We start from the raw sequence: 25286 nt of genomic DNA, 5'->3' as shown, positions 1-25286 counted from the left end.
CGATTAATCTTTGTAAGGATACGTTATGCCGGGATCGTCTTTATCGCCATCAATAATCCATCATCTGCGTACCAAAGGCAGATGGGGATGGCTATTGGCGTTATGCTGGCTATTTCTGAATGCGCAATTAGCGATTGCCGCTCACTCATGCAATATGACGTTCAACCAGACGTCAGCATTGATGCGGCACCAAGTCCATCAGCAACAGACCCCCTCCGTCTCCCATGGGACTGACCATGATGAAACCATGTCGACACAAGTGGCTCAACAGCAGACCCCGCTGTGTGAGAAACACTGCGTCCCAGACACCATCAAGCAGGACAATGTCAGTCTGGCGCTGCTGGCTATTCCGGTCAGTAACGAGCTGGCTCTCGTCAATCAACCCCATTCCGTAAATTGCACCACTGATGTCTGGTTTTCCCCGCCGGCGGCAGGACCTCCGGCAGAAATCCGTTTCTGCCGTTTCAGAGAATAGCCCGAACGATTAATAACCCCGCTACGCCAAACCGGTGTAATCAACTGTTATTTCTCGTTTTTATGGAGCTATTACTATGCGTGCCATTTACGTCGCCGTGATAAGCGGCTTACTGTTCTCTTCTCCCTTACGGGCCAATGAACATCAGCATCACGCAATGATGATGCCTTCCAATACGGCTGCCACTGCAACCACCAACGCGTATCAGGCCACCGGGACAGTGAAGCAGTGGAACGCCGACAGCGTCACCATCGCCCATTCCCCGGTTGCCGATTTGCGCTGGCCGCCCATGACCATGACGTTCAGGCTACCCGCCGGACGTACTTTTAATCCTCTAGCGGCGAATACGCCTGTCGCGTTCCGCTTTATACAACAGGACAGCGGCTACGTACTGATCAATATCACGCCACAGCAAAAATAACCGAGGATAGAACCATGTCCCTGTCCGAACATCGCGTCACAGGCGCGTGTCTGGCAATGTTGCTGTGGCTGCCTGCCGCATCCTTTGCGGCAGTTCTGGATTTTGATCAGGCGTTACAGGCGGCGGAGCGTTATTCCGCCGAGCTGTCCGCCAATCGACACCAGGTTAGCGCGCTGCAAAACATGGCCGACTCCGCGACGCAACTTCCCGATCCGCAGCTTCGATTCGGCGTTGAGAACCTGCCTTTAGGCGGAAACAATGGCAGCCGACTGACGCGTGAAGGGATGACGATGCAACGCATTGGCGTTATGCAAACCTATGTCAGCAGGCGTAAACGAGAAAGCAAAGCACAAACTTTCCGCGTGGAAGCCGACAGCCTGCTCAGCAACAGCGAATCCCTTCGCGCCCGCCTGCAACGGGATACCGCTCAAGCCTGGCTCGAACTGGCTTTATCACAACAATTCCTGAAAGAGCTGAAACAGCTGGTTACCGAAAGTGAACGGCAGATTGCCTTGCAGAAAGCGAGCGTAGCGGCAGGCAGTGAGGCCAGCAGCGTGCTGGATGCCCGATTGACGCTGGCCACCATGCGAGATCGTCTGGCCGATGCCGAACGGGATGTTCAGATCGCCCGGGCCAGCATCACACGGCTTACCGGTCTGACCAACATCCATGTTCAGGGTGTGCTTCCCCGCTTTGAACGACTGCCGGCATCACCGGAGCAACTTAGCCAAAACCTGCATCTGCACCCGGAAATGCAACAGGCGCAGCGTGAGGCCGAACTCGCTCAGGCGCGCTCGGCGCAGTCGGCCGTCGCAGTGATCCCTGATGTGGGCGTGGAGATTTACTACGCCAAGCGGGGCAATGAGTATGACGATATGGCGGGCGTGATGGTAACGGTCGACCTGCCCCTGTTTCAATCCAAACGGCAGGATAAAGAGCACGCCGCGGATGTGGCCCGCATTCAGCAGACTCGCGACAACGCGCTGCTGGCAGCCAGGGAACATCAGGCACAGCTCGATACGTTAATCGCGCAATTTCAGGCGGTCCAATCACGCTGGCGGCGGCAGATTAACGAGGTTCTGCCCCTGCAACAGCAGCGCAGCGAACTGATCCAGGCTCAGTATCAATCAGGCAGCAGCAGCCTTGCCAGCGTTCTGGAGGCCCGACGTTCGCTGCTGGAAAGTAATATCGCCGCACAAACCGCCGCACGGGAAATGGCGCAGTTCTGGGCCGCCATTCGCTATCTGACGCCACAGGGAAAACCATTACAATGAACAAATCCTTCACTTACAGCTTGATTGCGCTGGCGATCGCCGCGGCTATCGGCGCCGGTTTTTTCTGGGGCCGACACCAGGCCGTATCGGTCTCCTCAGCCTCTTCATCTTCATCGGCTACAACAGCGCGTCCGGTGTTGTACTGGTACGATCCCATGGTGCCCGATAAACGTTTTGACCAGCCCGGCAAATCACCGTTTATGGATATGCCGCTAGTTCCCCGTTACGCCGACGAGATACGCAACGATGGCGGCGTCACCATCAGCGCCCGCCAGCAGCAAAACCTCGGCGTTCGTACCGCTCGCGCGGAAATCCGCACCGTCAATATCCAGACATCCGGCTATGGCTCCGTCACGCTCAACGAACGGGGATTACGCACGCTAGCCGCCACCAGCGGCGGTATCGTCGAACAACTCAATGTCGGCGCGTTGCAGCAACAGGTTAAAAAAGGGGAAACGCTGGCAACGCTGTGGAATCCTGCCTGGGCTGCGGCGCAGCAGGAATATCTGGCGGTGCGGCAGCTCGGCGATGATTCGCTGACGCAGGCCGCCCGCCGTAAGCTTTCCTTGCTGTTTATGCCGGACACGGTTATCCGCCAGGTCGAACGCAGCGGGAAACCGCAGGCCAGAATCACCCTCACTGCGCCAGAATCCGGTTACGTCAATAAGCTTGAAGTCCGCGCCGGGATGCAGTTGACGCCGGCGCAACCGCTGTTTGAGCTGGCGAGCTTGGACCCGGTATGGGTCGAGGTGGATTATCCCGAAGCGCAGGCGGCGCGCTTGAGCGTCGGCAGCGGGATAACCGCCCGCAGCAGCGCCTGGCCGGGACAAACGTTTCACGGAACAATCAGTGAATTGCTCCCGCTGCTTGACAGCGGCACCCGCACGCTGAAAGCCCGCGCCGTACTGGAAAATCCCCAACAGCAGTTAAAACCGGGAATGTACCTGTCAGTACAGCTTGCCAGCCAGCAACCACAGCCGATGCTGATGATCCCTCAGCAAGCCTTGCTGGTCAGCGGCAGTCACAATCGGGTACTGATTCACGAGGGCAACGGCCACTTTGCCCCTCGAACGGTGGCCGTGGGAACCATACAGAACGGCTGGGCCGAAGTCGTTACCGGGCTGAAAGAGGGCGACAGCGTGGTGACATCGGGCCAATTCCTGATTGATTCCGAAGCCAGCCTGCGCAGCTCGCTATCACAGTTTGGCGAAGCTTATCAGACGGGATCAACGCAATCCGCAAAAGAGAAAACCGCCGCGGCGCAAAACGTCATTTATCAAACGCAGGGTACAATTAAAGCCATCAACGGCAGCCAGCTTACTATCGGGCATGATGCCGTTCCGGCGTTGAACTGGTCGCCCATGACGATGGATTTTACCCTGCCGAAAAGCGGACTGCCTGAGGGGATCGAGATCAACAGTAAAGTTCGCTTCAGTTTCAGTATGGACGACAGCGGCATTCATATTCAGCACATCTCCTCGCTCGACGCTCCCCAAACCGGACATGGAGGCCACCAATGATTGCTTATATCATTCGCTGGTCGCTGCAAAACCGCCTGCTGGTGTTGCTGGCGGTGTTACTGATGGCAGCCTGGGGGATAATCTCATTGCAGAAAACCCCGCTGGACGCCCTGCCCGATCTCTCTGACGTGCAGGTGATTATTCGCGTCAGCTATCCGGGCAAAGCGCCGCAGGTGGTCGAGAATCAGGTCACCTACCCGCTGACCACCACCATGCTTTCAGTACCGGGCGCCAAAACGGTGCGCGGTTTCTCCATGTTTGGCGACGCCTACGTTTATATTCTGTTTGAGGATGGCACCGATCCTTATTGGGCGCGATCGCGCGTGCTCGAATATCTCAGCCAGGTGCAATCCAGCCTGCCGGCGGAGGCCAGAACATCACTGGGGCCGGATGCCACCGGCGTCGGCTGGATCTACGAATATGCGCTTGTCGATCGGAGCGGTAAACATAGTCTGGCCGATCTGCGCGGAATTCAGGATTGGTTGCTCAGGTTTGAATTGAAAACCATACCTAACGTCGCGGAGGTTGCCAGCGTCGGCGGCATGGTGAAACAATATCAGGTGGTGGTCGATCCTGAGCGGATGCGTACGCTGAATATTACCCACCAGCAGATTATCGCCGCGATACAGGCCGCCAATCAGGAAAGCGGCGGTTCGGTGCTGGAACTGGGGGAAGCGGAATATATAATTCGCACCGCCGGCTACCTGAAAAACGCGCAGGACTTCGATCATGTGGTCATTACCATGCGCAATGGCATACCGCTCTTTTTACAGGATGTCGCCACCCTGCGTGAAGGACCGGAGATGCGACGCGGCATTGCCGAATTGAATGGCGAAGGCGAGGTAGCAGGCGGCATTATTGTGTTGCGCTCAGGCAAAAACGCGTTGGGCACCCTGCATGCCGTGAAAGCCCGGTTACAGGAAATTCAAAAAAGCCTGCCTGCCGGGGTGGAGATTGTACCGACCTACGATCGCGCCCAGTTGATTGAACTGGCGATAGAAACGCTCAGCCATAAATTACTGGAAGAGTTTGCCGTCGTTGCCGCCATTTGCGCCCTGTTTCTGTTTCATTTTCGTTCGGCGTTGGTGGCGATTATCAGCCTGCCGCTGGGGATTCTGGGCGCATTTATCATCATGCGTTATCAGGGCGTCAATGCGAACATTATGTCGCTGGGCGGCATTGCGATTGCGATTGGGGCAATGGTGGATGCGGCGATCGTGATGATTGAGAATATGCATAAAGTCGTCGAGCAGTGGCGCCACAACCATCCGGGGGAGGAACCTCAGGATCGGGATTGGTGGCATCTGGCGGAACGCGCCGCCGTCGAAGTCGGTCCGGCGCTATTTTGCAGCCTGTTGATCATCACGCTCTCTTTTGTGCCGGTTTTCTCGCTGGAAGCGCAGGAAGGCCGCATGTTTTCACCGCTGGCGTTTACCAAAACCTATGCGATGGCGGTTGCAGCCGGACTCGGCATTACGCTGGTCCCAGTGCTGATGGGCTATTTCGTCCGGGGAAAAATCCCCGATGAGCAGGCTAATCCGCTTAACCGCTGGCTGATCAAAGCCTATCATCCCGTCCTGCAACGCGTGTTGAGCTATCCCAAAACCACGCTGCTGATTTCAGTGCTGTTGCTTCTGCTCACACTGCTTCCGCTTGGGCGTCTCGGCAGCGAATTCATGCCCCCGCTGGACGAAGGCGATCTGCTGTACATGCCCTCGACGTTGCCCGGCATTTCCGCCCGCGAAGCCGCCCGCCTGTTGCAACAAACCGATCGGCTGATCAAAACCGTGCCTGAAGTTGAATCCGTTTTCGGTAAGGCCGGCCGGGCGGAAACCGCGACCGATCCCGCGCCGCTGACCATGTTGGAAAGCACCATCCGGCTGAAGCCCCGCGAGCAATGGCGACCGGGCATGACCCTGGACAGGTTGGTCGCCGAACTGGATCAAACCGTCAATCTACCTGGGATCGCCAACGTCTGGGTGCCGCCGATTCGTAATCGTCTGGATATGCTGGCGACCGGTATTAAAAGCCCGGTCGGCATCAAGGTGAATGGCAATAATTTGCAGGACATCGAGCGTATCGCCGCTCAGATCGAACAGGTGGTGAAAAACGTCCCCGGCGTGACGTCAGCACTGGCGGAGCGGTTGGCGGGCGGCCGCTATATCGACATTGATATCGACCGCCAGCGGGCCGCCCGCTACGGCGTTTCCGTCGATGAGTTGCAGTCTCTGGTCGCGGCCCTAATCGGCGGACAGAATATCGGCGAAACCGTTGAAGGCCGTCAGCGCTACCCCATCAACCTTCGCTACCCGCGCGAATTGCGAGACTCGTTGGAAAAGCTGCGTGATTTACCCGTCGTCACGGCGAGTGGCGCACGCGTCACGCTTTCAGAACTGGCTGATATTCGTGTCAGCGACGGGCCGCCGATGCTGAAAAGTGAAAACGGACGGCTGTCTGAATGGATTTATGTGGACCTGCGCGGCCGCGATCTGAAATCTGCCGTCGAAGAGATGCAACAGGCGGTGGCGCAGCAGATAACACTGCCGGAAGGGGTGTCGCTCAGTTGGTCCGGCCAATTTGAATATCTCGTACGCGCCACGGAGAAAATGAAAATCGTCGTGCCCTTCACACTGTTGATAATCTTTGTACTGCTGTATGTGACGTTTAAACGGGTGAAAGATGCCCTGCTGATTATGGCTACCCTGCCCTTTGCCCTGATCGGCGGCGTCTGGTTACAGTCTATCCTCGGCTATAACCTTTCTGTGGCCTGCGCCGTCGGCTTCATCGCGCTGGCTGGCGTCTCGGCCGAGTTTGGCGTCATTATGCTGTTGTATCTCAATCATGCGGTGGAAAAATACCGTGTGCCCGGTCAGCCGTTATCCCGGCAACAGTTGATGGACGCCATTTACGAAGGTGCGGTACTGCGTGTTCGCCCCAAAATGATGACCGTCGCCACCATCATGGCCGGCCTGCTGCCCATCATGTGGGGAGGGGGCAGCGGCTCGGAAATTATGCAGCGGATTGCCGCTCCGATGATCGGCGGTATGGTCAGCGCCCCGTTGCTTTCCATGCTGGTTATCCCGGCGGTGTACCTGTTATTCCACAAGGATGATAAGAACACGCTGAAACGATAAAGCAAGAGTGTGATGTGGCGCAAATAGCGAGCGGATAAATCATCCCGCCCAACGACTATCGATTGCCGATAATCGTTCTGCGCCCCTATAATGAAACCCGTTATCACAGAAATCTCAGGATATGGAGGAGTTTAGCTATGGCTGTAACTAAGCTGGTACTGGTAAGACACGGTGAGAGCCAGTGGAACAACGAAAACCGCTTCACAGGCTGGTATGATGTTGATTTGTCCGACAAAGGTCGCACAGAAGCCAAAGCCGCCGGTAAATTGCTTAAAGAAGAAGGTTTTGCCTTTGACTTTGCTTATACCTCCGTGCTGAAACGCGCCATTCATACGCTGTGGAATATACTGGACGAGCTGGATCAAGCCTGGCTGCCGGTAGAAAAATCCTGGAAAATGAATGAGCGTCATTACGGCGCCCTGCAAGGCCTGAACAAAGCGGAAACCGCGGAAAAATACGGTGACGAGCAGGTGAAACAATGGCGTCGCGGCTTTGCGGTGACACCGCCGGAACTGACTCGTGATGATGAGCGTTACCCCGGACACGACCCGCGTTACGCTTCACTGAGCGAGGCAGAACTGCCGTTGACCGAAAGCCTGGCGCTGACGATTGAACGTGTTGTGCCTTACTGGAATGAAACCATTCTGCCACGCATCAAAAGTGGTGAACGGGTGATCATCGCCGCTCATGGCAACTCCCTGCGTGCACTGGTTAAATACCTGGACAACATGGGCGAAGATGAAATTCTCGAACTGAATATCCCGACTGGCGTGCCATTGGTTTATGAATTCGATGAAAACTTCAAACCGATCAAACACTACTATCTGGGCAATGCTGATGAAATTGCAGCAAAAGCCGCCGCCGTAGCGAACCAGGGTAAAGCCAAGTAACAGACGACTACCCTGATAAATAAAAAAAACCGGCTAATCAGCCGGTTTTTTTTATTTACTACGACGCGATGATCATTTACTGCGGCGCTCACGCACCGCCGACGCCAGTTGGCGCAACAGCATATCGGTATCTTCCCAGCCGATGCAGGCATCGGTTACGCTCTGACCGTACACCAACGCTGCATTGCTTTCCAGGCTCTGATTGCCTTCAACCAGATGACTTTCAACCATAACCCCCACAATCGCTTTTTCACCCTGAGCAATCTGGCCGCTCACGTCTTCGCAGACTTCCATTTGCTTTTTGAATTGCTTGCTGCTGTTGGCATGGCTGAAATCGATCATCACCTGCGGCGTCAGGCCCGCTTTTTCCAGACCTGCCTTCACCTCTTTCACATGTTCGGCACTGTAGTTCGGCGTTTTGCCACCGCGCAGAATAATATGGCAATCACGGTTACCGCTGGTGTTGACAATCGCGGAATGACCCCATTTGGTTACGGACAGGAAACAGTGCGGGGCGCTGGCGGCATTGATGGCATCAATAGCGACTTTGATCGTCCCGTCGGTGCCGTTCTTGAACCCGACCGGGCAAGACAAACCCGACGCCAGTTCGCGGTGTACCTGAGATTCAGTGGTCCGCGCGCCAATCGCGCCCCAACTCATCAAATCCGCCATATATTGCGGCGTGATCATATCCAGAAACTCTCCGGCCGCGGGCAGACCCATATTGTTAATTTCCAGCAACAGTTGACGTGCAATACGCAGGCCGTCATTGATCTGATAACTGTTATCCATCAGCGGATCGTTGATTAGCCCTTTCCAGCCTACCGTCGTACGCGGTTTTTCAAAATAAACCCGCATCACCACTTCCAGATCGTCGCTCAGTTCCTGGCGCAATTTAAGTAGGCGGGCCGCATACTCTTTAGCCGCTTGCGGATCGTGAATAGAGCAAGGACCAATGACAACCAGCAAGCGGTCATCATTACCGTTAAGGATCTTATGGATGGCTGTGCGCGCGAACGATACCGTTTCTGCGGCTTTGTCCGTAGCGGGGAATTTTTCCAATAGTGCAACCGGAGGCAAAAGTTTCTTAATGTCTTTAATCCTTAAATCATCATTTTGGTAGTTCATAGTTATTCCATCGATTTCAGAACGGTATTTTCAACGCATACCCCATGCTTGCCACCCGAATGCAAGATAGCCGATCGCTTAGGAGACAAGATTTTTCCAATTATATGTCAATCAGGCGCTGTCGTGGCGCTGAATTCGATGGTATTTATTCATCTAAACACCATCAACGCGCGGTGTCGTAAGATTAAGAGGATATTTTTCACCGCTGCTTACGCCCTAAGTAGCGTAAAATGGATACCAGACAAGCAATCGACAAGGGATAAACGATGGCACACAACCACACTCATGCGGAGTCAAGCAACAGCAAACGCCTGCTGGCGGCATTTATTATTACGGCAACCTTTATGGTGGCGGAAGTGGTGGGGGGATTGTTGTCGGGTTCTCTTGCGCTACTCGCGGATGCCGGTCATATGCTGACCGATACGGCGGCCCTGTTCGTCGCACTTCTGGCCGTCCGTTTTGCCCAGAAGAAACCGAATGCCCGTCATACCTTCGGCTATTCGCGCTTCACCACGCTTGCCGCGTTCGTCAACGCTCTGACGCTGTTGGCCATTACCGCATTCATTGTCTGGGAGGCGATCCAGCGCTTCTACGAACCTCAACCCGTAGCGGGTGTCCCTATGCTACTGGTTGCCATTGGGGGCATGCTGGCGAATATCGTCGCCTTCTGGTTATTGCACCACGGCAGCGAAGAGAAAAACATTAATGTCCGGGCCGCCGCTCTGCATGTGCTGGGCGATTTACTCGGCTCGGTTGGCGCGATCGCCGCAGCACTCATCATTCTGTTCACCAACTGGACGCCTATCGACCCTATTCTGTCGATTTTAGTCTCCTGCCTGGTATTGCGCAGCGCGTGGTCACTGATGAAAGAGAGTATTCATGAACTGCTGGAAGGTACGCCGAGCCAGATAAGTATTGAGGCGCTCAAGAAAGATCTGACCATGAATATTTCCGAAGTGAGAAATATCCATCATGTGCACGTATGGCAGATTGGCGAAAAACCTATGATGACGCTGCACGCACAGGTCATTCCACCTTACGATCACGATGCGTTATTAAGGAAGATTCAGGCGTATTTACTGGAAAACTATCAGGTTGGCCACACAACAATACAGATGGAGTACCAGCACTATGACGGTGAACACTGCGATATCCATCCCGCAGTTGGTCATCATCACCCTCATTGACTTGCCGTGTTCCAATCAGGTGTCGCGGGCCAGCGGTACGGCGTGATTGTCCCGCGCACTTTTAATCCACAGCCAGGAGCCGTTCAGCGCAACCAGCGTCAGAATGGCATATTCCAGCGCCATGGCATAAACCCCCTGATAGGCAAAAATCACCACGCTGATAATGTCGATCACCACCCAAAGCAGCCAGTTTTCAACATATTTTCGCGTCATCAGCAGCATAGCCACAATGGATAACACCATCATTGTGGAATCCCAGAACGGGAACGCGTCAGGTTGCAGCTCCGGCATCTGTACATCCAGGCCGAACATTTGCATAGCCAATACCGCCACGCGCGTCAGCATGGCGAAAACCGGATCGATATAGACCGTCATCAGACCAATCGCCAGCACGCTCGCAGCGGACCAGCCAACCAGCTTCGGCAAAGGTAGCCAGCGGATCCTGAGTTCAATCTCATTCGCATCGGTCTTGCGTGTCCAGGCATACCAGCCATAAATATTGGCGGCGAAAAAGAAAATTTGCAGCAGCAGGCTGGCGTAGAGTTGAATCTGGAAGAAAATTACCGCGAACAGCGTGACGTTGAGCAAACCAAACGGGTAGTTAATGGTCTTTTCCAGACTCGCCAGCCAGATGCACAATAGCCCGAACAACGTGCCGATCGCCTCGATCCAGGACAGCGCGTATCCGCCCGCACCCAGGGGAATGTGAACCAAGATATTGCTGGTACTGAAAAAATCCATCTCACCACCCTGTCTCAATCATTAATGCTGTGTATCGGTCGAAACCCGTTAAGCGCCGTTGTCTGTCAGGCATTCCCGCGTACGCGTAATTTCAATTCCGCCGCAAAAGCAAGCATCCGATTCAGCGGAACCAGTGCGCCTTCGCGCAGTGCGGCATCGACATGGATTTCATGACTTCCCCCCCGTTCCAAACCGTTGGCAATCGCCTCAAGGCCATTCATCGCCATCCAGGGACAATGTGCGCAGCTACGGCAAGTCGCCCCCTCACCCGCGGTTGGCGCTTCTAAAAGTGTCTTATTTGGGCACGCCTGCTGCATCTTGTAAAAAATACCGCGATCGGTGGCCACAATCAGTTCACGCTGAGGCAGCGTTTGTGCCGCCTGAATCAACTGACTGGTTGAACCGACTGCATCGGCCATTTCGACAACGCTTTGAGGAGATTCCGGGTGCACCAGAATCGCCGCCTCCGGGTAAAGCACTTTCATGCGTTTCAGCGCCTGAGTTTTAAACTCATCATGCACGATACAGGCCCCTTGCCAACACAGTACATCGGCCCCGGTCTGCTTTTGCACGTAACTCCCCAGATGGCGATCGGGCGCCCAGATAATTTTTTCTCCCAGACTGTCGAGGTGCTCAATCAATTCAACAGCGATACTGGATGTCACGACCCAGTCGGCGCGTGCCTTGACTGCGGCGGACGTGTTAGCGTAGACCACCACGGTGCGGTCGGGATGACTATCACAAAACTGGCTGAACGCTTCGCTCGGACAACCGAGGTCGAGCGAACACTCCGCCTCAAGCGTAGGCATCAGCACGGTTTTTTCCGGGTTAAGGATTTTTGCCGTTTCGCCCATGAAACGAACCCCTGCGACCAACAGCGTCGAGGCGGTATGCGTGCTGCCGAAACGAGCCATTTCCAATGAGTCCGCCACACAACCACCGGTTTCTTCCGCTAACGCCTGGATTTCCGGATCAGTATAGTAATGGGCAACAATTACCGCATTTTTCTGCTGTAGTAAGGTTTTTATCCTGCCACGGTAGTGCTGCTTTTGTTCAGCAGACAAGGGTTTAGGCTTTGCCGGGAAGGGATAAATTGTTTCATTGCTATCGAAAAGGATGCTCATTATGGATTTCCATGATGACAACGTAGAAGAAAGAACTAAACGGCCTATGTCGCTCAGTTTCAGACTCTGATGTTTTTTATCCTAAACAAAATACCGAAAAAATCGCATAAAGTCGCTTTATTTTTACAGAAATATGACCAGCTTGTTTAATTTTCACAAAACAATAGTCAGCGGACAGCCATGTAACTCTGCCCGCCGCCGAACGATTCACATCGTGTCAATATCGCATTGATATTTTCGCTATCGGCGACTCAGCCGAAGAGACGGTGCCAGTATAGGGATATTGGAACGATCAGTATCAGCGCAGGCAGGAAGTTGACGACCGCAAAGAGCTTAATCTGAGCAATCCGCAATCCGACAGCAACCATAATGATGCCGCCACAGGCGGAAAAATCCCCCATGGTGATCACGGTCATGAAGGGCATTATCAGTTTGGCGAAGAAGAACAGCAGCGCCTGGATAATTAACTGCGGGATGGCAATCGACATCACCGCGAAACCGAGCGTAATTGAGAAGATCATCGCGGTAAAAATATCCAGAGCCGATTTGATAATCAGTAACTGGTAATCGCCGGTTAATCCTTCGGTTAACGCCCCGACCACGCCCGTACCACTAGCACAGAACAACACGATCAAGGCGGTGAAATTTTGTGTATAAACGTCCTGTGGTAACCGGTGTTCAGCCGTTGGCAAAACTCGGCTCAGCATTTTTTGGATAAATCGCCCAAACTGCTGAACGCCATATTCCATACGCAGCAATTCGCCTACCGCAACACCGATGACAACCGCCAAGGCGACTGCGGGCAGTTGCTGCACCTTGACGATCAGGGTTATCCCCATCGCGATAGATACCATGGCAAACGCCGGAGGCAATCCGTCCTGCAGGCGTTGCGGAATAAACCGCCGAAGGGCAACACCCATACCACCACCGATCAGGATAGCGGCACTATTAATCAAAGGGCCTACCATAAAAATCTCCCTAACCACGGCAGCATATGCTTCTCCATGGCGCTGATTCCACAAAAAACTATAGGTTTATAAATGAACTGATGGGTTCTACAGCTCTATAGCAAGGGATTGAAAACCGTAATATAGCGCAAACCTCAGAGTTAGGGGGAAAGCATAAAAAAGAATAGCGAGTTCAAACCTGAACATATCTTATCCCCACACGATAAGTGCGATATAAGAAGTAGGTTGGATTCACATGAGAAAGAAACTACTTTATAGAAATGGTGGTGGTTTATGGGGATTACTCGGCCTGTGGCCTCGCCCCGCTACAAGATCAACGTTTCGCGTTGCAGTCTCGATCCGCGATACGGAAACCGCTCGAAGAAAAATAAACAAAGCGCTTGAAACTGGTGGGTCGTGCAGGATTCGAACCTGCGACCAATTGATTAAAAGTCAACTGCTCTACCAACTGAGCTAACGACCCGCAATGCGGAAACGGCTTAAAGAAAAATAAACAAAATGCTTTAAATTGGTGGGTCGTGCAGGATTCGAACCTGCGACCAATTGATTAAAAGTCAACTGCTCTACCAACTGAGCTAACGACCCAATTCCATGCTGCCCTGGCATGACTTTCTTGCCTTGGCAACGGCGGCATATATTACTAACTTAAATTTCCAGCGCAACCTATTTCCCATAAAAACGGTTCGACTGCTTATTCTTAAGACATTCAGGCACAAAAATTGCGCATAGCGCGCAATTTTTGTGCCTGACGAAAGCGATTATGATGCGGATAAACGTTTTTGAGCCTGTTTTGCACTTTCCGTATTCGGATACATCTTTACGACTTGCTGATAAACAGCTTTGGCTTTATCCAGTTGCCCTTTTTCCTGCATGATCACCCCAACCTTCAATAACGCTTCGGCGCTCTTAGGCGATTTAGGGTAATTTTTCACAACATTGGCAAAATAGTAGGCGGCATCATCTTTTTTACCTTTGTTGTAATTCAACTGCCCAAGCCAATAGTTGGCATTAGGTTGGTAAGTTGAATCCGGGTATTTTTTGACGAAAGCCTGAAATGCGCTGATAGCCTGATCGTACTGTTTTTTCTCCAGTACCAGGGCAACCGCCTCATTGTAATCACTATTCACATCACCAGACGTCGTGGCTGGCGCCGCATTGTTTGCGGCCCCGGCGTCAGTCCCCGCAGTTGGCGAACGGTCCGTTGGCATTGCTGATGACTGCGAACTCAATCCATCTATTTGCTGATAGATCTGTTTTTGTCGTTCAACAACCTGATTCAGTTGATATTGGCTTTCCTGAATCTGCCCACGCAGGTTGTCGATATCGCGTTGCGTATCAGAGAGCTGTTGCTGAAGTTGGGTTAAAAGCTGACTATGAGCGTTGGAAATACGCTCCAGTTGAGTGACTCGATCTTCCACCGAGCCAGAGCCGACATTACTGATTGGCGATTGGGCAGTAGCGGCCCAGGGGACCGCTACGCCAACCAGTAACGACAGACTCAACAAGTGACGTCTGAAGTTACTGTTCATGCGATTCTCTTAGTATACCAGAACGGCACGACGGTTTTTGGCATATGCCGCTTCGTCGTGGCCCAGAACGGCTGGTTTCTCTTTACCGTAAGAGACGATAGAGATTTGATCAGAGGAAACGCCTTTACCTTGCAGGTACATTTGTACCGCGTTGGCACGACGCTCGCCCAGAGCAATGTTGTATTCCGGCGTACCACGTTCGTCCGCATGACCTTCGATAGTCACTTTGTAAGAGGGGTTGCTACGCAGGAATGCCGCGTGAGAGTCCAGCAGTTGCGCAAAATCAGAGCGAATATCGTACTTGTCCAGATCGAAGTAAACGATGTTGTTACGCTGTAATTCTTGCACCTGCAAACGAGCCTGCTCAGAAGAAGACATGTTGCCGCTTTCCATACCGCTACCGCTGCCTGCTGCACCGATGGAAGATTGGTCGTCACTACCCGCATTCTTGTTGGAACTACATGCGGCAACTGCCAGCACCGGCAGAGCCAACATCAGGCCTTTCAGCACTTTGTTGAATTGCATCTTTTTATGTCCTTTGAATAGGTTATTGTACATATCTGCACTTATAGATACGGCGACCAGGCAGGGAATTTAACCTGCCCATCAGTCGCCGGAAGACGCGCTTTAAAACGCCCATCAGTCGAAACCAGTTGCAACACGGAACCCAGCCCCTGTTTAGAGCTATAGATAACCATGGTGCCATTCGGCGCGATACTCGGCGTTTCGTCCAGGAACGTGTCCGTTAATACTTGTACGGCTCCCGTTTCTAGATCCTGTTTGGCAATATGCTGGACACCGCTATTGGAAGCCACCATTACCAGAAATTTACCATCGGCGCTTAATTCAGCGTCCTGATTCTGGGCACCTTCCCAAGTCAGACGTTGAGGTGAGCCACCGTTAACATTCGTTTTGTAAACCTGGGGACGCCCAGCCTGATCGGAAGTATAGGCCAGTGACTGGCTATCTGGGAACCAGCTTGGCTCCGTGTTATTACTGCGGCCATCGGTCACCGGGCTGATTTGTCCAGAACTCAGATTCATCACATACAGATTCAAACTTCCGCTTTTGGACAATGCTAGCGCCAGTTTGCTGCCATCTGGAGAGAAAGAAGGCGCTCCGTTATGGCGAGGGAACGACGCTACCTGCCGGATCGCACCATTTGCCAAAGTCTGGATAACCAGCGCCGAACGACCACTTTCAAAGGTTACATAAGCAAGCTTACTTCCATCTGGAGACCAGGCGGGAGACATCAACGGCTCAGGAGAACGGTGTACGACAAACTGGTTATAGCCATCGTAATCCGCAACGCGCAATTCGTAAGGGAACTGACCACCGTTGGTCTGCACAACATAAGCGATACGAGTACGGAAAGCGCCTTTGATACCGCTCAATTTTTCGAACACTTCATCACTGGCGGTGTGTGCGGCATAACGCAACCACTGTTTAGTCACTTTAAACTGATTCTGCGCCAAAACGCTGCCGGGGTTACCAGAGGTGTCGACCAATTGGTAAGAGACAATATAGCTGCCGTCAGCGCTGGGTTGAACCTGACCGACGACAACGGCGTCAATACCCAGCGCAGTCCAGGCGGCGGGCGTTACCTCAGATGCGGTGGTCGGTTGTTGAGGCATACGATTGGCATCGATCGGATTGAACTTGCCGCTGTTACGCAGGTCAGCACCGACAATACCGCCCACATCTTCAGGCGCAGCTCCCGGCCCCGCCCATTTGAAAGGAACAACGCCGATCGGACGGGCAGAGTCTACCCCCTGGGTAATCTCAATACGCACTTCCGCGTGTACGGCTGCGGCAAACAGCATTAAAAAACTTAATGCGACCTTAAGTACCTGCTTCATTTCATCTCCCTTAACCAGACGCAGAGCCTGCGATCAATTAGCAGAATTTTAACAAAAACAAACCAATGTCAACAAAACACCATAACCTGGTTTGCTTACCATAGTAATAATCTTAAACATATATGGGTAAACAGCCTGGGTTACTGCGGTTTAAAGTCTATCGGCGCATTTTTGAAAGCCTCATAAACATCTGAACTTGGCGGCTTGGGAATTCTCGCCTGTTTAGCCGCGGCGACCGCAGCCTGGCACAAGGCGGGATCGCCACCTTCAGCATTCACATCGATTAACAAACCATCAGGAGCCAGCTTAATACGTAGTGTACACGTCCGGCCTTTAAACAACTGCCAGTCATAAAATTTGCTCTGTATTGCCGCACGAACCTGACTACCGTAACTGTCGAGCGCCGCGCCTGACGCGCCGCTCTTCTTATTGTTACCTGTGCCGGCAGGCGCGCCGCCACCCGATTTAGGGGCGTTTTTTGATGAGGCCAATCCCCCTAACAAATCATCAACGTCGCTTTCCTGCTTACTTGCCTCATCGGCTGCTTTTTTCTTCTCTTCCGCCGCTTTTTTGGCGGCAGCGGCAGCTTCCGTTTTCTTGGCTGCCTCCGCCTTCGCCGCTTCTGCGGCTTTCGCTTTGGCCGCTTCTTCAGCCTGTTTCTTCGCTGCGGCAGCGGCAGCCTGCTTCCTGGTTTCTTCTTCCGCTTTCTTCTTCGCATCCGCCGCGGCTTTCGCCTGTTGCTCCGCTTCGGCTTTTGCTTTTGCGGCAGCGGCCTCGGCTTGTTTCTGCTGCTCTTTCGCCATTTGAGCCGCTTCTTCAGCCTGTTTGCGCTGTTGCGCTTGCTCCTCAGTCTGCTTTTTAGCCTCTTCCTGAGCCTGCAAACGTTCTTTTTCCAGCGCTTTTAACCGCTGTTGCTCAGCCGCCTGCTTCTGCTGTAACTCCTCAGCTTGTTGCTCAGCCTGTTTTTTCCGTAATTGCTCTGAACGCTTTGCATCCGTTTGCTGCTGTTGCTGACGATTGTATTGTTCGACGACGGCGCTGGGATCAACCATGACGGCATCAATTGATGAGCCACCGCCACCTCCGCTGGCGTCCATTGTTTGAGTCAACGAACTCCACAGCAGCAAAGCAATGAGTATGACGTGCAGAACAGCCGAAATAATAACGGCGCGTTTCAGCTTATCGTTTTGTTCGGTTGCCTTTAGCACAAGCGATTCCCAAAAACAGTGTTGCCAAAAATATGCCCAACGATCACTACGGTGGTTAGCCCATCTAAATCGGTTGCGTCATCAAACCCACGGATTTGACCCCGGCCTGATGCAGCAAGTTCAGCGCTTTGATAATCTCATCATAGGGAACATCCTTTGCACCACCAATCAAAAACACTGTCTTGGGATTAGCCGCCAACCGAGATTGCGCTTCTGCCACCACCTGTTCAGCCGGTAACAGATCCATTCTGTTTTGTTCAACAACCAGGCTGTACTGCCCTACCCCGGAAACTTCAACGATCACTGGAGGGTTGTCACTACTGGAAACCGTTTTGGAATCGGTCGCTTCCGGTAAGTCAACTTCAACGCTTTGGGTAATAATCGGCGCCGTCGCCATGAAAATCAGCAACAGCACCAACAACACGTCCAGCAATGGAACAATGTTGATCTCGGACTTCAGTTCACGACGTCCTCTGCGTATTCGTGCCATGCCTCCCCCTGATTATTGGTGTTTATCGCTGGAGAAAGCTTGACGGTGCAGGATGGCGATGAACTCTTCCATAAAGTTGTCATAGTTCTGCTCCAGCTTGTTCACACGCTGGTTAAGACGGTTGTACGCCATGACTGCGGGGATTGCCGCAAACAGACCAATCGCCGTTGCAATCAACGCTTCAGCGATACCAGGCGCCACCATCTGCAAGGTTGCCTGCTTCACCGCCCCCAGCGCGATAAAGGCATGCATAATCCCCCAAACAGTACCAAACAGGCCGATATACGGGCTGATAGAACCCACCGTACCCAGGAACGGGATATGCGTCTCCAACGTTTCCAGTTCACGGTTCATGGAAATGCGCATCGCACGGGAAGCCCCTTCCACCACCGCTTCGGGCGCATGGCTGTTGGCTCGATGCAAACGGGCAAACTCTTTGAAACCGGAATAAAAGATTTGTTCCGTACCCGTCAGGCTTTCGCGGCGGGTCTGGCTCTCCTGATACAAACGAGACAGTTCGATACCGGACCAGAACTTATCGTCAAATGCTTCCGCGTCACGCGTCGCGGCATTCAGAATACGGGTCCGCTGAATGATAATCGCCCAGGAAGCGATGGAAAAACAGATTAAAATCAGCATGATTAGTTTGACCAGAAGGCTCGCCTTCAGGAACAAATCAAGAATATTCATGTCAGTCACTGCTTAAACTCCGCGACAATAGACTTAGGAAGCGCAATGGGCTTCATTTGATGTGGATCGATACAGGCGATCAAAACTTCAGCATGGCTCAATAAGCGACCAGACGAATTGAGAATGCGCTGTGCGAAAGTCAGAGAAGCGCCGCCTATAGAAACGACCTCGCTTTGCACTTCCAACATATCGTCAAGGCGCGCCGGGGCAAGATACTCCACCGTCATCCGGCGAACAACAAAAGCGACATGTTCGCTCATTAAAGCGTGCTGGTGAAAATTACGTTCACGCAGCATCTCCGTTCTCGCCCTTTCATAAAAGGCAACATAGCGCGCGTGGTAAACAACACCACTTGCATCAGTGTCTTCAAAGTAGACCCTAACTGGCCAGCGGAACAACGTATTACTCACTCTGCATCCCGGTAATGCAATAAACATCGCTACTATACGCAAGAGATATGAGGTTTGGAATGGATTGTGACAGTGGAAAGAAAATAATTATGGGTAGCAAGCACCCCATAATTAAACGGAACAGGCGGCAATTTTAGCTAAAGAAGTAATACAAACCTGCGCACAGGATCACAAAGGCCGGAAGCGGCGAAAAAAAAGCGCGCCAACGCACTCGACGAGGGCGAAAACCAACGCCGTGGACCACACCTGCACACACCGCCCAAATCAGCAAAAAACCCTGCCAAACGGACAACTCACTGGTACGAGCGGCAAAACGCGCGGGATCCCAGAAAACACAACCGGCCACCAGCAGGGCCATGATAAGGGAAAGAGCCCTTAGCGGGCTCTTATCCATCAGACGATAGAGTTTATCGACCAAATCACTCATTGCGTTTTATCTTCGGTCACTTTACTTGCCTCGCTCTGCTCAAGCGCCAGGGCAGTGATAATCCCCAGTGAACAAGCAAGAAGCGTTCCGAGTATCCAGGCAAAATACCACATAAAATAAGCTCCTTACTTAGTACATAGAGTGAGAGTTTTGCTCAATATGTTCTTTGGTAATCCGTCCGAACATTTTGTAGTAACACCAGGCCGTATAAGACAGCACAATCGGGACGAAAATGATCGCCACCACGGTCATGACTTTTAGGGTCAACAGGCTGGAGGTCGCATCCCACAGAGTGAGGCTGACATTCGGCGCTGTTGACGATGGCATGATGAATGGGAACATCGCAACACCCACCGTCAGAATCACACAGGCGATGGTCAGTGAGGAAAACAGGAAAGCCCATGCCCCTTTCTCCATTCTGGCCGTCACGATGGTCAGCAGCGGTAATACCACACCCAACAGAGGAATCGCCCACAGTACAGGATAATTGTTGAAATTAATCAACCAGGCACCTGCCTGATGCGCTACTTCTTTGTGCAGCGGATTAGACTCAGCCGCCGTGTTTATCACGGACGTTACGACATAGCCATCAATACCGTAAATCACCCAGACACCGGCCAGCGCGAACGTCACCATCATGACCAACGCGGAGATCTGTGCCGCCGATTTTGAACGAACGTGCAAATCGCCAGTCGTTCGCATCATCAGGTAGGTCGCGCCCTGCGCCACAATCATGGTCAGGCTGACAATACCCGCCAGCAGGCCAAACGGATTGAGGAGCTGGAAAAAGTTGCCGGTATAGTACAAGCGCAGATATTCATCCACATGGAACGGTACGCCCTGCAACAGGTTACCGAACGCCACACCGATCACCACAGGCGGGACGAAGCTGCCGATAAAGATGCCCCAGTCCCACATGTTGCGCCAGCGCGGATCTTCGATTTTTGAACGATAGTCAAAACCGACCGGGCGGAAGAACAATGATGCCAACACTAGAATCATCGCAATGTAGAAGCCGGAGAACGCGGCGGCGTAGACCATCGGCCAGGCAGCAAACAGCGCGCCGCCCGCCGTGATCAGCCACACCTGGTTTCCGTCCCAGTGCGGGGCGATACTGTTGATCATCACGCGGCGTTCGGTATCTCCACGCCCCATCAAACGAACCAGTATCCCAACCCCCATATCAAAACCATCAGTGACGGCAAAACCAATCAGCAAGATGCCGATCAACAGCCACCAGATAAAACGCAAGACTTCATATTCAAACATAGTGGACTCCTGTTTACCGTGCTTCCTGCGCAACCGCTATGGGTTGTTCAAAGTGGTAGCGCCCTGTTTTCAGGCTGCTTGGGCCAAGGCGTGCGTATTTGAACATCAGATACATTTCCGCGATCAGGAATAGCGTATACAGGCCACAAATCAGCGCCATAGAGAAGAGGATATCCCCTGCGGTCAGCGATGAGTTTGCCACCGCAGTCGGCAGTATTTCACCGATGGCCCAAGGCTGACGACCGTATTCTGCGACAAACCAGCCCGCTTCAACCGCGATCCACGGCAATGGAATACCATACAGCGCCACACGGTGCAGCCATCTTTTCTGACCTATTTTTCCACGCAGCACGGTCCAGAAGGACAGACCGATGATCAGCAACATCAGGATGCCGCAAGCCACCATGATACGGAAAGAGAAATACAGCGGTGCAACGCGTGGAATAGAGTCTTTGGTTGCCTGCTGAATTTGTTCTTCAGTTGCATCAGTTACCTTAGGCGTATAGCGTTTCAGTAACATGCCGTACCCCAAATCCTGTTTAGACTGGTTAAACGCTTCTTTAACGGCAGGATCGGTGTTGCCGGCACGCAGTTCTTCCAGCAACTGGTAAGCCTTCATACCATTACGGATACGAACCTGATGCATTTCCATCAGTTCTTTAAGGCCAGTCACTTGCTTGTCGGTAGAACGCGTGGCAATCAGACCCAAAACATACGGTATCCTGATGGCATAGTTGTTTTCCATATTGTCCTGATCCGGCAAACCAATCAGGGTAAAGGAAGCTGGCGCGGGTTGCGTTTCCCATTCTGCTTCAATCGCGGCGAGCTTGGTTTTCTGCACGTCCCCCATTTCATAACCGGACTCATCACCCAGCACGATAACGGATAAAACGGAAGCAAGACCGAAACTGGCGGCAATGGCGAAAGAACGCTTGGCGAAAGCGATATCACGGCCTTTCAGCAGATAGTAGGAGCTAATCCCCAAGATGAACATGGCGCCGGTGGTATAGCCCGCAGCGACAGTGTGAACGAATTTCACCTGAGCAACCGGGTTCAGCACCAGATCGGCGAAGCTCACCATTTCCATACGCATGGTTTCAAAATTGAAATCAGAAGCGACGGGGTTTTGCATCCAGCCGTTCGCCACCAGAATCCACAACGCGGAAAAGTTTGAGCCCAACGCAACAAGCCAGGTAACCGCCATGTGTTGCACTTTTCCCAGACGGTCCCAGCCGAAAAAGAACAAGCCAACAAAGGTGGATTCCAGGAAGAACGCCATTAATCCTTCAATGGCCAGCGGCGCGCCAAAAATATCCCCGACATAATGCGAGAAATACGACCAGTTTGTACCAAACTGGAACTCCATGGTCAGCCCGGTTGCAACGCCCAGCGCAAAGTTAATCGCAAATAACTTGCCCCAGAACTTGGTCATATCTTTATAGATTTGTTTGCCAGACAGCACATATACCGTTTCCATAATCGCCAGCAAGAACGCCATCCCCAGCGTTAATGGCACGAATAGAAAATGGTACATCGCGGTTAAGGCAAACTGTAAGCGTGACAGTTCGACTATATCAAACATCTTGACTCCTTGCTCCTCGCAGGAAGGTTTTAGCTTGCAGAAGCTGACAAGCCACTAAAAACCCGGCAGTAGACACCCAAAAAGAACACAACAAAAAATTGCTTTAGCACAGGCTTAACATACGCCGCCCAATAATTCAGCGAATCCAACGGTAAGCCAAAGAAAGATCATAAATATTACAAATATCCTACCCTCGAACAGGTAGAAATATATTACGCCTGTAATCCCCTACAATAAATAGGTTTTTACGTGACATAGATTGGGTTTTTGTTTTCAAATCAACTTTTCCATCAAAACGCACAACAGGCAATAATTGATCTGCCGCAATTTAAGCGTATTTTAAAGAATATATCCAGAAGTAGATTTTGATCTGTCGCAATTTAGCTTCTATTTGTTAATCATGGGTTTTTATAAATTTGATATATGTCTCCATTGTTAAATACATGTGATATCAAAGTTGAAATAAAAATTAATTCAGCAATATATTTTTTACTTTAGTCTCGACAAATTATCTTGAATTTTAAGTTTACCTATTTCTGTTTTTTTGTCTTTTCCGCATGTTATCAATGATATTTACGTATCTTTTTGTTATTGCATTGTTATTTTTACTGAGAATACCATTTTATTGTGAAAACCGTTTGAATAGACTATTTTTTCTGCAAAAAAAAAGGCCACTCTGGGTGGCCGACATGTCGAACTTTAACCGTGTGATACATTAATGCGTTTGCCGTTATTTCCGGCTCAGCGAGAAAGTACCGTTTTTACCGCTTCGCCGATATCCGCCAGACTACGTACCGTTTTCACGCCCGCGGCTTCCAGCGCGGCAAACTTATCATCGGCAGTCCCTTTACCCCCGGCGATAATCGCACCGGCATGGCCCATACGCCTGCCTTTCGGCGCGGTTACGCCCGCAATATAGCCCACAACGGGCTTGGTCACGCGCTCTTTGATATAGGCGGCCGCTTCTTCTTCCGCCGTCCCGCCGATTTCGCCAATCATGACAATGGCTTCGGTCTGAGGGTCATGTTCAAACAGCTTCAAAATATCAATAAAGTTAGAACCGGGGATGGGGTCACCGCCGATACCCACGCAACTGGACTGTCCCAAACCGGTATCCGTCGTCTGTTTTACCGCTTCATACGTCAGCGTACCAGAACGGGAAACGATACCCACTTTGCCCGGCTGGTGAATATGGCCCGGCATAATACCGATCTTACATTCACCCGGGGTGATCACGCCCGGACAGTTCGGACCGATCATCCGAACGCCGCTTTGTTCCAGTTTGACCTTTACCATCAGCATATCCAGCGTCGGGATACCTTCAGTGATACAAATAATCAGCTCAATGCCCGCGTCGATCGCTTCCAGAATGGAGTCTTTGCAGAATGGCGCAGGGACATAGATAACCGAGGCCGTCGCGCCTGTGGCTTCAACCGCTTCACGCACCGTATTGAAAACCGGCAGCCCCAGATGCTCGGTACCGCCCTTGCCCGGCGTTACCCCCCCCACCAATTGTGTGCCGTAAGCCAGTGCCTGCTCAGAATGAAAAGTCCCCTGACTGCCGGTGAACCCCTGGCAAATAACTTTGGTATTTTTATCGATCAGAATGGACATTATTTCCCCCCTGCTGCTGCAACAGCTTGCTGAGCCGCATCCGTCAGGCTGGTTGCAGCGATAATATTCAGGCCGCTATCCACTAATTTTTTGGCGCCCAGTTCTGCGTTATTGCCTTCCAGACGAACGACAACAGGAACGTTAACGCCCACTTCTGCCACCGCGCCGATGATACCGTCAGCGATCAAATCACAACGCACGATACCGCCGAAAATATTGACGAATACGGCTTTCACTTTGTCATCAGACAAAATGATTTTGAACGCTTCGGTGACACGTTCTTTAGTTGCGCCGCCGCCCACATCGAGAAAGTTGGCCGGCGCGCCGCCGTGCAGCTTAACAATATCCATGGTTCCCATCGCCAGGCCAGCTCCGTTCACCATACAACCAATATTGCCGTCCAGCGCCACATAGTTCAGTTCCCACTGCGCCGCATGCGCTTCACGGGGATCCTCCTGGCTGGGATCGCGCATTTCACGCAGTTCAGGCTGACGGAACAACGCATTGCCATCTGCGCCCAGTTTGCCATCCAGACAAACCAGATCGCCTTCTTTGGTGATCACCAGCGGGTTGATTTCAACCAAGGCCAGATCGCGTTCCAGGAACATCGTTGCCAGCCCCATGAAAATTTTGGTGAACTGAGCAATTTGTTTGCCGCTTAAACCTAATTTAAAGGCTAACTCGCGCCCCTGATAAGGCTGTGGTCCGGTCAGCGGGTCCAACGCCGCTTTATAAATCAGTTCAGGGGTATCTTCAGCGACTTTTTCAATCTCAACGCCGCCTTCGGTTGAGGCCATAAACACCACGCGACGGCTACCGCGATCGACAACAGCGCCCAAATAAAGCTCTTTATCAATCTCGGTGGCCGCTTCAACCAAAATCTGATGCACCGGTTGTCCCTGCGCATCCGTCTGATAGGTCACCAGGTTTTTACCCAGCCAGTTTTCGGCAAACGCGCGAATATTTTCTTTATTACTGACCACTTTAACGCCGCCCGCTTTACCGCGGCCACCCGCGTGAACCTGGCATTTCACCACCCACGGGCCAGCACCAATCTTAGATGCCGCTTCTTCCGCTTCACGCGGCGTGGCGCAGGCATAACCGGTCGGAGCCGGTAAACCATACCGAGCAAAGAGCTGTTTTGCCTGATATTCATGTAAATTCATGATGTTCTATCCATTTAAGTTTGGGGATACGCCGCTGGACTTAATTCTTTATCAGTCAAGACTCATGCCGGAGATAACCCGGATGGGATAATGACCCTTCGTCTCTGGACGTTCTGATATTTTTGGATAACGCCGCTCGCAAAAACGGCCTGCATAGCACCTATTTTCTCAGGCGGTAAC

General features: G+C 52.3%; 24 protein-coding genes and 2 tRNA genes. 7 read left to right on the top strand and 19 right to left on the bottom strand.

All coding sequences use genetic code 11. The features are described from left to right. The first annotated feature begins 25 nt into the window (after window positions 1-25). The 6 genes from EH207_RS05700 (at window position 26) to gpmA (ending at window position 7714) form a co-directional block, all read left to right on the top strand. Window positions 26-475 (top strand): hypothetical protein, encoded by a 450-nt coding sequence (locus EH207_RS05700; RefSeq protein WP_137713116.1) that lies wholly within the window; start codon window positions 26-28, stop codon window positions 473-475. Window positions 476-551: 76 nt separating this feature from the next. Further along, window positions 552-896 (top strand): copper-binding protein, encoded by a 345-nt coding sequence (locus EH207_RS05695; RefSeq protein WP_137713115.1) that lies wholly within the window; start codon window positions 552-554, stop codon window positions 894-896. Between the two features lie 14 nt (window positions 897-910). Beyond that, on the top strand, window positions 911-2170 hold the full coding sequence (locus tag EH207_RS05690) for a TolC family protein (protein ID WP_137713114.1): 1260 nt from the start codon (window positions 911-913) through the stop codon (window positions 2168-2170). Next, window positions 2167-3690 carry an efflux RND transporter periplasmic adaptor subunit gene (locus tag EH207_RS05685; RefSeq protein ID WP_137713113.1) on the top strand — a complete coding sequence of 508 codons (1524 nt, stop codon included), beginning with the start codon at window positions 2167-2169 and terminating at the stop codon, window positions 3688-3690. Before EH207_RS05690 ends, EH207_RS05685 begins: the two co-directional genes overlap by 4 nt. Next, entirely contained in the window at window positions 3687-6824 is a 3138-nt protein-coding gene (locus tag EH207_RS05680) for an efflux RND transporter permease subunit (RefSeq protein ID WP_137713112.1), read from the top strand. The genes EH207_RS05685 and EH207_RS05680 overlap by 4 nt, the downstream gene beginning before the upstream one ends. A 137-nt stretch (window positions 6825-6961) precedes the next feature. Further along, the gene (gene gpmA / locus EH207_RS05675; RefSeq protein WP_137713111.1) at window positions 6962-7714 is read left to right on the top strand and encodes a 2,3-diphosphoglycerate-dependent phosphoglycerate mutase; all 753 of its coding nucleotides are present in this window, start codon (window positions 6962-6964) and stop codon (window positions 7712-7714) included. Window positions 7715-7786: 72 nt separating this feature from the next. Here gpmA and aroG read toward each other — a convergent pair whose 3' ends face one another. Beyond that, complete coding sequence (gene aroG, locus EH207_RS05670) at window positions 7787-8842, bottom strand: 3-deoxy-7-phosphoheptulonate synthase AroG (RefSeq protein WP_137713110.1); 1056 nt, start codon at window positions 8840-8842, stop codon at window positions 7787-7789. A gap of 266 nt (window positions 8843-9108) precedes the next feature. Between aroG and zitB the strand changes: the two genes are divergently transcribed. Beyond that, entirely contained in the window at window positions 9109-10029 is a 921-nt protein-coding gene (gene zitB / locus EH207_RS05665; RefSeq protein WP_137713109.1) for a CDF family zinc transporter ZitB, read from the top strand. A gap of 15 nt (window positions 10030-10044) precedes the next feature. Here zitB and pnuC read toward each other — a convergent pair whose 3' ends face one another. The 18 genes from pnuC to sucC all read right to left on the bottom strand — a co-directional run bounded on the left by pnuC (window position 10045) and on the right by sucC (window position 25106). Next, the gene (gene pnuC / locus EH207_RS05660; RefSeq protein ID WP_137713108.1) at window positions 10045-10770 is read right to left on the bottom strand and encodes a nicotinamide riboside transporter PnuC; all 726 of its coding nucleotides are present in this window, start codon (window positions 10768-10770) and stop codon (window positions 10045-10047) included. A 65-nt stretch (window positions 10771-10835) separates the two neighbouring features. Next, a complete protein-coding gene (gene nadA, locus EH207_RS05655) occupies window positions 10836-11894 on the bottom strand; it encodes a quinolinate synthase NadA (protein WP_137713107.1) in 1059 nt (352 codons plus the stop codon). Between the two features lie 251 nt (window positions 11895-12145). Next, a complete protein-coding gene (locus EH207_RS05650; RefSeq protein ID WP_137713106.1) occupies window positions 12146-12862 on the bottom strand; it encodes a DUF554 domain-containing protein in 717 nt (238 codons plus the stop codon). A 387-nt stretch (window positions 12863-13249) separates the two neighbouring features. Further along, window positions 13250-13325, bottom strand: a tRNA-Lys gene (locus tag EH207_RS05645). A 46-nt stretch (window positions 13326-13371) separates the two neighbouring features. Beyond that, a tRNA-Lys gene (locus tag EH207_RS05640) sits at window positions 13372-13447 on the bottom strand. A 173-nt stretch (window positions 13448-13620) separates the two neighbouring features. Further along, on the bottom strand, window positions 13621-14391 hold the full coding sequence (gene cpoB / locus EH207_RS05635; RefSeq protein ID WP_137713105.1) for a cell division protein CpoB: 771 nt from the start codon (window positions 14389-14391) through the stop codon (window positions 13621-13623). A gap of 9 nt (window positions 14392-14400) precedes the next feature. Then, the gene (gene pal / locus EH207_RS05630) at window positions 14401-14916 is read right to left on the bottom strand and encodes a peptidoglycan-associated lipoprotein Pal (RefSeq protein ID WP_137713104.1); all 516 of its coding nucleotides are present in this window, start codon (window positions 14914-14916) and stop codon (window positions 14401-14403) included. A gap of 41 nt (window positions 14917-14957) precedes the next feature. After that, complete coding sequence (gene tolB, locus EH207_RS05625; RefSeq protein WP_137713103.1) at window positions 14958-16250, bottom strand: Tol-Pal system beta propeller repeat protein TolB; 1293 nt, start codon at window positions 16248-16250, stop codon at window positions 14958-14960. A 140-nt stretch (window positions 16251-16390) separates the two neighbouring features. Next, window positions 16391-17458, bottom strand: a complete 1068-nt coding sequence (gene tolA, locus EH207_RS05620) for a cell envelope integrity protein TolA (RefSeq protein ID WP_137713102.1) — start codon at window positions 17456-17458, stop codon at window positions 16391-16393. Between the two features lie 64 nt (window positions 17459-17522). Then, the gene (tolR, locus tag EH207_RS05615; RefSeq protein WP_137713101.1) at window positions 17523-17948 is read right to left on the bottom strand and encodes a colicin uptake protein TolR; all 426 of its coding nucleotides are present in this window, start codon (window positions 17946-17948) and stop codon (window positions 17523-17525) included. A 12-nt stretch (window positions 17949-17960) separates the two neighbouring features. Then, window positions 17961-18647 carry a Tol-Pal system protein TolQ gene (gene tolQ / locus EH207_RS05610; protein ID WP_137713100.1) on the bottom strand — a complete coding sequence of 229 codons (687 nt, stop codon included), beginning with the start codon at window positions 18645-18647 and terminating at the stop codon, window positions 17961-17963. Next, a complete protein-coding gene (ybgC, locus tag EH207_RS05605) occupies window positions 18644-19048 on the bottom strand; it encodes a tol-pal system-associated acyl-CoA thioesterase (RefSeq protein WP_137713099.1) in 405 nt (134 codons plus the stop codon). Before ybgC ends, tolQ begins: the two co-directional genes overlap by 4 nt. A 133-nt stretch (window positions 19049-19181) precedes the next feature. Continuing rightward, the gene (gene ybgE / locus EH207_RS05600) at window positions 19182-19475 is read right to left on the bottom strand and encodes a cyd operon protein YbgE (RefSeq protein WP_137713098.1); all 294 of its coding nucleotides are present in this window, start codon (window positions 19473-19475) and stop codon (window positions 19182-19184) included. Continuing rightward, a complete protein-coding gene (gene cydX / locus EH207_RS05595; protein ID WP_137713097.1) occupies window positions 19472-19588 on the bottom strand; it encodes a cytochrome bd-I oxidase subunit CydX in 117 nt (38 codons plus the stop codon). The genes ybgE and cydX overlap by 4 nt, the downstream gene beginning before the upstream one ends. Window positions 19589-19604: 16 nt before the next feature. Then, window positions 19605-20744, bottom strand: coding sequence for a cytochrome d ubiquinol oxidase subunit II (gene cydB, locus EH207_RS05590; protein WP_137713096.1), 1140 nt, complete (start codon window positions 20742-20744; stop codon window positions 19605-19607). A gap of 13 nt (window positions 20745-20757) precedes the next feature. After that, window positions 20758-22326 carry a cytochrome ubiquinol oxidase subunit I gene (gene cydA, locus EH207_RS05585; RefSeq protein ID WP_137713095.1) on the bottom strand — a complete coding sequence of 523 codons (1569 nt, stop codon included), beginning with the start codon at window positions 22324-22326 and terminating at the stop codon, window positions 20758-20760. A 741-nt stretch (window positions 22327-23067) separates the two neighbouring features. Further along, window positions 23068-23940, bottom strand: coding sequence for a succinate--CoA ligase subunit alpha (sucD, locus tag EH207_RS05580; RefSeq protein WP_137713094.1), 873 nt, complete (start codon window positions 23938-23940; stop codon window positions 23068-23070). Continuing rightward, a complete protein-coding gene (sucC, locus tag EH207_RS05575; protein WP_137713093.1) occupies window positions 23940-25106 on the bottom strand; it encodes an ADP-forming succinate--CoA ligase subunit beta in 1167 nt (388 codons plus the stop codon). Before sucC ends, sucD begins: the two co-directional genes overlap by 1 nt. Window positions 25107-25286 lie beyond the last annotated feature (180 nt).

The organism is Brenneria rubrifaciens (assembly GCF_005484945.1).
Taxonomy (GTDB): domain Bacteria; phylum Pseudomonadota; class Gammaproteobacteria; order Enterobacterales; family Enterobacteriaceae; genus Brenneria; species Brenneria rubrifaciens.
The sequence above is the reverse complement of the archived record's forward strand: the minus strand, read 5'-3'. Positions and strand labels throughout refer to the sequence as shown.

What these genes read in the sequence shown, in the direction of transcription:
- pal (WP_137713104.1), bottom strand. Translation starts at nt 14,916, where the DNA reads ATGCAATTCAACAAAGTGCTGAAAGGCCTGATGTTGGCTCTGCCGGTG.
- EH207_RS05685 (WP_137713113.1), top strand. Translation starts at nt 2,167, where the DNA reads ATGAACAAATCCTTCACTTACAGCTTGATTGCGCTGGCGATCGCCGCG.
- gpmA (WP_137713111.1), top strand. Translation starts at nt 6,962, where the DNA reads ATGGCTGTAACTAAGCTGGTACTGGTAAGACACGGTGAGAGCCAGTGG.
- EH207_RS05695 (WP_137713115.1), top strand. Translation starts at nt 552, where the DNA reads ATGCGTGCCATTTACGTCGCCGTGATAAGCGGCTTACTGTTCTCTTCT.
- tolR (WP_137713101.1), bottom strand. Translation starts at nt 17,948, where the DNA reads ATGGCACGAATACGCAGAGGACGTCGTGAACTGAAGTCCGAGATCAAC.
- EH207_RS05700 (WP_137713116.1), top strand. Translation starts at nt 26, where the DNA reads ATGCCGGGATCGTCTTTATCGCCATCAATAATCCATCATCTGCGTACC.
- pnuC (WP_137713108.1), bottom strand. Translation starts at nt 10,770, where the DNA reads ATGGATTTTTTCAGTACCAGCAATATCTTGGTTCACATTCCCCTGGGT.
- EH207_RS05650 (WP_137713106.1), bottom strand. Translation starts at nt 12,862, where the DNA reads ATGGTAGGCCCTTTGATTAATAGTGCCGCTATCCTGATCGGTGGTGGT.
- EH207_RS05680 (WP_137713112.1), top strand. Translation starts at nt 3,687, where the DNA reads ATGATTGCTTATATCATTCGCTGGTCGCTGCAAAACCGCCTGCTGGTG.
- aroG (WP_137713110.1), bottom strand. Translation starts at nt 8,842, where the DNA reads ATGAACTACCAAAATGATGATTTAAGGATTAAAGACATTAAGAAACTT.
- cydA (WP_137713095.1), bottom strand. Translation starts at nt 22,326, where the DNA reads ATGTTTGATATAGTCGAACTGTCACGCTTACAGTTTGCCTTAACCGCG.
- cydB (WP_137713096.1), bottom strand. Translation starts at nt 20,744, where the DNA reads ATGTTTGAATATGAAGTCTTGCGTTTTATCTGGTGGCTGTTGATCGGC.
- cydX (WP_137713097.1), bottom strand. Translation starts at nt 19,588, where the DNA reads ATGTGGTATTTTGCCTGGATACTCGGAACGCTTCTTGCTTGTTCACTG.
- sucC (WP_137713093.1), bottom strand. Translation starts at nt 25,106, where the DNA reads ATGAATTTACATGAATATCAGGCAAAACAGCTCTTTGCTCGGTATGGT.
- sucD (WP_137713094.1), bottom strand. Translation starts at nt 23,940, where the DNA reads ATGTCCATTCTGATCGATAAAAATACCAAAGTTATTTGCCAGGGGTTC.
- tolB (WP_137713103.1), bottom strand. Translation starts at nt 16,250, where the DNA reads ATGAAGCAGGTACTTAAGGTCGCATTAAGTTTTTTAATGCTGTTTGCC.
- cpoB (WP_137713105.1), bottom strand. Translation starts at nt 14,391, where the DNA reads ATGAACAGTAACTTCAGACGTCACTTGTTGAGTCTGTCGTTACTGGTT.
- nadA (WP_137713107.1), bottom strand. Translation starts at nt 11,894, where the DNA reads ATGAGCATCCTTTTCGATAGCAATGAAACAATTTATCCCTTCCCGGCA.
- ybgE (WP_137713098.1), bottom strand. Translation starts at nt 19,475, where the DNA reads ATGAGTGATTTGGTCGATAAACTCTATCGTCTGATGGATAAGAGCCCG.
- EH207_RS05690 (WP_137713114.1), top strand. Translation starts at nt 911, where the DNA reads ATGTCCCTGTCCGAACATCGCGTCACAGGCGCGTGTCTGGCAATGTTG.
- zitB (WP_137713109.1), top strand. Translation starts at nt 9,109, where the DNA reads ATGGCACACAACCACACTCATGCGGAGTCAAGCAACAGCAAACGCCTG.